Annotated in this window: 6 protein-coding genes and 2 pseudogenes; 5 read left to right on the top strand and 3 right to left on the bottom strand. The window is 56.7% G+C overall.

Going from position 1 to position 5,303, the window contains the following annotated elements:
• Positions 1–75: 75 nt before the first annotated feature.
• The 3 genes from AUR66_RS03225 to AUR66_RS03215 all read left to right on the top strand — a co-directional run bounded on the left by AUR66_RS03225 (position 76) and on the right by AUR66_RS03215 (position 1,116).
• The gene (locus AUR66_RS03225) at positions 76–357 is read left to right on the top strand and encodes a DUF3006 domain-containing protein (protein ID WP_058571075.1); all 282 of its coding nucleotides are present in this window, start codon (positions 76–78) and stop codon (positions 355–357) included.
• A gap of 127 nt (positions 358–484) precedes the next feature.
• Positions 485–727: an antitoxin VapB family protein gene (locus tag AUR66_RS03220; protein ID WP_058571074.1), complete on the top strand. Its 243-nt coding sequence runs from the start codon at positions 485–487 to the stop codon at positions 725–727.
• Positions 724–1,116, top strand: coding sequence for a PIN domain-containing protein (locus tag AUR66_RS03215; protein WP_058571073.1), 393 nt, complete (start codon positions 724–726; stop codon positions 1,114–1,116). The genes AUR66_RS03220 and AUR66_RS03215 overlap by 4 nt, the downstream gene beginning before the upstream one ends.
• A gap of 92 nt (positions 1,117–1,208) precedes the next feature.
• Here the strand turns inward: AUR66_RS03215 and AUR66_RS22465 are convergent.
• A pseudogene (locus AUR66_RS22465) lies at positions 1,209–1,913 on the bottom strand (oxidoreductase); the annotation flags it as partial.
• Positions 1,914–2,036: 123 nt separating this feature from the next.
• On the opposite strand from AUR66_RS22465, the gene AUR66_RS21685 reads away from it, so the two are divergent.
• A complete protein-coding gene (locus tag AUR66_RS21685) occupies positions 2,037–2,180 on the top strand; it encodes a hypothetical protein (RefSeq protein WP_197409662.1) in 144 nt (47 codons plus the stop codon).
• Positions 2,155–3,429, top strand: a complete 1,275-nt coding sequence (locus AUR66_RS03205) for an RNA-guided endonuclease TnpB family protein (protein ID WP_058571071.1) — start codon at positions 2,155–2,157, stop codon at positions 3,427–3,429. Before AUR66_RS21685 ends, AUR66_RS03205 begins: the two co-directional genes overlap by 26 nt.
• A 61-nt stretch (positions 3,430–3,490) precedes the next feature.
• Here the strand turns inward: AUR66_RS03205 and AUR66_RS03200 are convergent.
• Positions 3,491–4,027 (bottom strand): annotated as a pseudogene (locus AUR66_RS03200) (saccharopine dehydrogenase family protein); the annotation flags it as partial.
• A gap of 96 nt (positions 4,028–4,123) precedes the next feature.
• On the bottom strand, positions 4,124–4,804 hold the full coding sequence (locus AUR66_RS20320) for a transcription initiation factor IIB (protein WP_231727740.1): 681 nt from the start codon (positions 4,802–4,804) through the stop codon (positions 4,124–4,126).
• Between the last annotated feature and the right edge of the window lie 499 nt (positions 4,805–5,303).

The raw sequence follows: 5,303 nt of genomic DNA, 5'->3' as shown, positions 1-5,303 counted from the left end.
AATCTGGAACAACGGTGGGGATACGATCACCGTACTGGATAATACCGGTGCGACCGTAGTTGAGGAAACCTACGCATGATTCCAGATGGGACCTACACGGCGACAGTCGACCGCTTCGAAGACGACCTTGCAGTCTTGCTCATCGAGGAAGATGGCCAGGATATCGACCAACTAGTCATCGACCAATCTGAGCTGCCATGGCGTGCGAGAAAGCAGAATTCGGTGCTGACAGTCACCGTCTCAGATGGGGAGTACAAAAGCGGGACGTACGAGCCGGACGAGACAGAAGAACGGACTGAAGCCGCTCAGTCACGGTTTGACCGACTCTCACGCCGACCACCACAAGACGAGGAGTAAACAGCAGTCCTCGTAACGAATTGAGAACAACTGTGTGTCGCTGGAATCCACGCGAAATCCTCGGGGCTTGACCTTGAGACGATTCACCCATGATTATATAAATGTACACACACAACTGTGTATTAGAATGGCAACGAAAACGATCTCACTTGACGAAGAAGCGTACGAACGGCTCAAAGCCCACAAGCGGTCGGGAGAGTCATTTTCTGAGGTCGTCAAGCGAATCGCTGGCGAACGCTCGTGGACCGAGGTTGCGGGGATTCTATCTGACGACGAAGCCGAAGACCTCGAAGCAGCCATTGAGGAGGGACGCGAACGCACGCGTAATCGGCGAGAGAGACTCGGTTACAACACTTCGACTGACAAATGATTGAGGACACTTCGTTTATCATCGATATCCTGCACGGCGATTCCGAGGCGCTGCAGTATCTCGACCTCATCGAGCGAGGAAATCACCCGGAAAAAGTCGCTTCAATCACTGTACTCGAACTGTACGAGGCAGTACCCCAACTGAACATTCCCGAGGAACGCCAGCAAAAGATTCTCGACGTGCTGGATACACGCCACATCGTGGCTGCTGACGAGACTATCATGCGAAAGGCGGGGAAGATTTCGGGGACGCTCGTCTCTCAGGGAAAAGAGATCGACCGTGAGGACTGCCTTATTGGTGCGACCGCACTTCTTGCCGATGAACCCGTCATCACACGCAATGTGGACCATTTCACGCGTATCGATGGGCTTGATGTTGAGACACATTGAACCGGTCAGAGACCCACGACTGAAGTCGTGGCCTTCCCCCTTGCATCTCTGTGACCAGTCTCTTCACTATCTCTTGGAGCGGCTCTCTTTCTTCACGCGTGGGCGCCCGTCCACTCTTCTACGTTCACTGTCAGGCCGACATTGCGAAGTCGTTCGGCGAGTGGTTCACCGATTCCAGAAACCGGCGTCAAGATGCCACCCGAGAGCGGTGAATCAGTCTCTTCACGCACTAAGCACATAGCAGCTTCACCGAGCATTTTCGCGGTGGCACCATACCCTGGGTCGCGGTCTGCGCTTATTTCACTCACCACAGTGAACGGGCCATCGTGAGCCGTCCCTCGTCCAAACACACGAACGGTAAAATGTCCTCGTTCCATCTGCCGTCTCGTCGGACCTTCGCCGGGTGCAGGGAATACGAACCGAGAGAGGATGTCGCGGACCGCGCCAATGGACATGCCCACCCTCCCGAGACCCATACCTGCGGCGAGAGCAGTCGCAGCTGTCGCACCACTGAGTCCCCGACCCGTAGGGATGACTTCACTACAGTGGAACTCACGACCCCACGGGTACCCAAGCAAGGCATTGATCCGTCTGACCACCCGTTCGTTCACCGGTGCCATTGGAGACGGTGCTGTCCAGACCGGTCTCACTAGGTCTCGCTTCGGACGTCGCTGCACGCCTGGGTCGACCCCAGTTCGTTCTCCACGGGGAGCAAGCGAGTACGGATTTTGGAGTGTCTGCCGTGCGAGTGGATCTTTTGACGCAGCGTCGAACATCGCGACCCCACTCGCCATCGTCCTGCAAGGAGGGAATCCGACAACTGCTGAACTAACCACGCCCTGACACTCAGCCCGAATGCCAACCGCCATCTTTAACTTACGCTATTACTTACGTTTTGATGGATGAGAGCAGATTTCGATATGGAGCGAGGCGGGCCACTTCACGAAGCCGTGAAGGAGTACGCCCGCGACCAAGGGATACGCCACTCACGAGCGTACCCCGAACTCCTCCAGAAAGCACTCGAATCCGAAGGCTACGATGTCAACGACTCAGACGGCGAATAAGACGCTGGAAGCCACGCTCACTCCACCCACACGGTGCAAAGAGCAACGCCTCCAGCAAACGCTGTCCGAATACCGTGACGCTCTCGAAGATGCCTTCGAGCAAGACTGTACGTCGATGAGTGCCACGAACGACGTGGTGACACCGTACAGCCTACCGTACCAAGCGAAAGACGCCCTCAAATCCTACGTCCCGAAACTCCACAACACGTACAACGCGAAGGAATTGGACGACGAACATCCCCTCAGGTTCGTGAATCGGGCCGGGAAGTTCGACCGTGACTCATCGCGTGAGTACGAAATCTGCTGGAACGTTCCCCAGCCCGGTCGCGGAACTAACTTCTGGATTCCCCTCCGACTGAATCCAGACCAGCAAGGATTGTGGGACGAACTGCTCGATGACGAGTCGAGTACCAAAGTAGGCGAACTTCGCTTGCAGAAACACCGAAAGACGTGGACGCTCCACGTCACTGTCGAATACGAAATCGAGGACACCTCTGAACTCCCCGAGAATCCGACTCGGGTTGGATTCGATATTGGCGAGTCGATGTTGGTCACGGGCTGTGCCCTCCAACGCGACACTCCCACGAAACCACTGTTAATCAACGGGAAAGGAGCCAAACGAATCCGCAAAGAGATGTTCACGACACTCAAGCGCCTGCAAGAGCGAGACGCTTCCGAGTGGCGCGTCGAGGAACGATTTTCGTACTACCAGAACCGACTCACAGACCTTATCGAGAAGGCGTCTCGTGAGTCTGTGGAGTACGCCCGCCAGTTCGAGAACCCCGTCATCGTGATGGAAGACTTAGCTTACATCCGTGAGTCACTGGACTACGGGAAATACATGAACCGGCGACTACACTCGTGGGCATTTGCTCGTTTGCAGGGTCGTATCGAGGACAAGGCGAAGGATGTGGGGATTCCAGTCCGGTACGTCCACCCGCAGTACACCTCAAAGACGTGTCACTCGTGCAAGCACATCGGGTATCGGCCCCGACAGGCTGAGTTCAGGTGCAAGAACCCAGAGTGCCACGTATCGACGTTTCAAGCAGATATTAACGCGAGTGCGAACATCGCACGTCGCGTAGACCCGTGGGGAGAGAGCCTGCCGTGGAAACAGGCAGGCGATGACTCGCCACAGGACGGGAGCGGTTGTGACACCGCCACGACTCAGTGTGAGCAGAGCGAGACACCCTCGCAGATGACACTCACATCGTTTCAAGAGTCGAAACCCACTGCCAGTGACGACTGACTGGCATTCCCACCGTGTGGGAAGCCCCGTCGTTTACGACGGGGAGGATGTCACTGGCGGACTCGATATAGATTCGAACCAGATCACATGGAGTGCCAAACTCGTCGGTTGCGAACGACTGGACAAGCATGGTGCCGAGGTCTGCGGGAACGGAGTCGAACCCACAGCTGTGTACGATTCGGGCGCTTGTATCGACCGCTTCATCGTGGTACCGGTCGATCATCTCTCGGACCCAGGTCACTTCGCCAGTAAGATCACAGTAGTCAGTTCCAGCTTCGACACAGGCCTCAACGAGTGGCGTTCCGTACTGGGTGTAGGGGCCGACAGTGGTACAGACGACACCTGTACTCCGAGCGAGGTCGTGGAGGCTCGCTGGGTCTGTCGCATCCCCAAGTACGATCGGGAGACTCTCCCACTCGTCGTTCTCCTCAACGAGGGTTGCTTTGACGCTGCGAAGCCGCTCTTCGTTCCGCCCGCCCAGTGCGAGCGAGAGGTCTTCAGGAGTGTACTGTTCGGTGAGATGTTGAGCCACAAGGCGCCCAGCAACACCGGTTGCACCCCACACGACGAGATCGTACTGTCGGCTATTGCGGGACATATCTCTCAATCAACAGTCATCTGCCAAGGTGTTCAAACTGTTCGGTGGCGCTCACCGAACGACAATGAGTCGTGATCCCGGCTTCGCCGTGGTCACTTACGCCAGGTCGCTCAATTCGTAATATCTGGCTCGAAGGGTTGGAACCGTCACATCTGCCGCCGCCGCGAATTCTGCTTGCGTCTGCGTTCCTCCCAGTTCTTTCCCAGCAAGATACAGACAGGCCGCTGCAACCCCTGCTGGATTTCGTCCGTTAGCAATCCCCACCTCATCAGCAAGTTCTGCGAGTTCGAATGCGCGTGCGTGGACGTCTGCTGAAACATCACAGTCGGATGCAAGCCGTGGAACGTGTGTCCGTGCAGTCACCGCCTGTGCGTCGATGCCAAGTTCGCTGTTGAGTACACGATATCCAGTTCGTACTTGATCAAGGGTACACCGAGCCACATCTGCAATTTCGTCTTGTCGACGCGGCAACCCACGTGCCCGACACGTTGCATACAGACTGCCTGCAGCCAGCATCTCAAGTGAGCGACCACGAATGAGATCATGCTTCTGTGCTCGGCGGTAGATTTGGCTCGCCTCTTCGGTCACACTGTACGGGAGGTCGAGGGCACTTCCCATCCGTGCGATGTCTTGGAGTGCAGTTGCGAGGTTGCGCTCTGCTTTCGACCCAAACCGGGCACGACGGTGCTCGCGGCGCAATCGGTGAAGTTGACGGCGCTTCTTCGGCGACACTCGCTGGCCATTTGCATCTCGATTGTAGCCAATCTCGGCAGACACACCACGGTCGTGTCGAGCGGGGGTAAGTCGGCCCCCGGTTCTACGTGCTGAGTTTGGGTCATCGTCAAACACGCGTGGGCCGTGGGTGTGATCAATGTAATACTGGTCAACGATGAGTCCACACTCTTCACAGCCAGTTTCGCCGCCGTCCGTTGCGAGTGGGCCGTCGCACTCGGGGCACGCAGTCGCGTCGATGGTTTTCCCACACGATTCGTCGAAGCTCCGGTCGTAGATTTCTCTCAGAGACATGAGTTCTGTGCAGGACGCTACTGCAACGCCCCGCACCCTTGTGGGGCGAACAAAACTGCGGTCGGTCAGTTCCAGACTAATCCAGAGTAGAGTCGTCTGACCTGCCTGCTATGCACGCCGTCTCGAACGCTTCTCTGGACGCGTGTTCCTGTCTACACGCCGTACACCGCCAGAATCGACGTCGATCATTGTCGAACGTTGCGAGGTCTGTCAGTGAATCATTGGCCGATGCTCGCCACTCGGTGACGAC

Origin of the sequence: Haloferax profundi (assembly GCF_001469865.1) — an archaeon.
GTDB lineage: Archaea > Halobacteriota > Halobacteria > Halobacteriales > Haloferacaceae > Haloferax > Haloferax profundi.
This window is presented reverse-complemented; position numbering and strand designations above follow the sequence as displayed.

Coding starts and splice junctions, on each gene's coding strand:
- AUR66_RS03225 (WP_058571075.1), top strand. CDS start 76: ATGATTCCAGATGGGACCTACACGGCGACAGTCGACCGCTTCGAAGAC.
- AUR66_RS03220 (WP_058571074.1), top strand. CDS start 485: ATGGCAACGAAAACGATCTCACTTGACGAAGAAGCGTACGAACGGCTC.
- AUR66_RS03215 (WP_058571073.1), top strand. CDS start 724: ATGATTGAGGACACTTCGTTTATCATCGATATCCTGCACGGCGATTCC.
- AUR66_RS21685 (WP_197409662.1), top strand. CDS start 2,037: ATGGAGCGAGGCGGGCCACTTCACGAAGCCGTGAAGGAGTACGCCCGC.
- AUR66_RS03205 (WP_058571071.1), top strand. CDS start 2,155: ATGTCAACGACTCAGACGGCGAATAAGACGCTGGAAGCCACGCTCACT.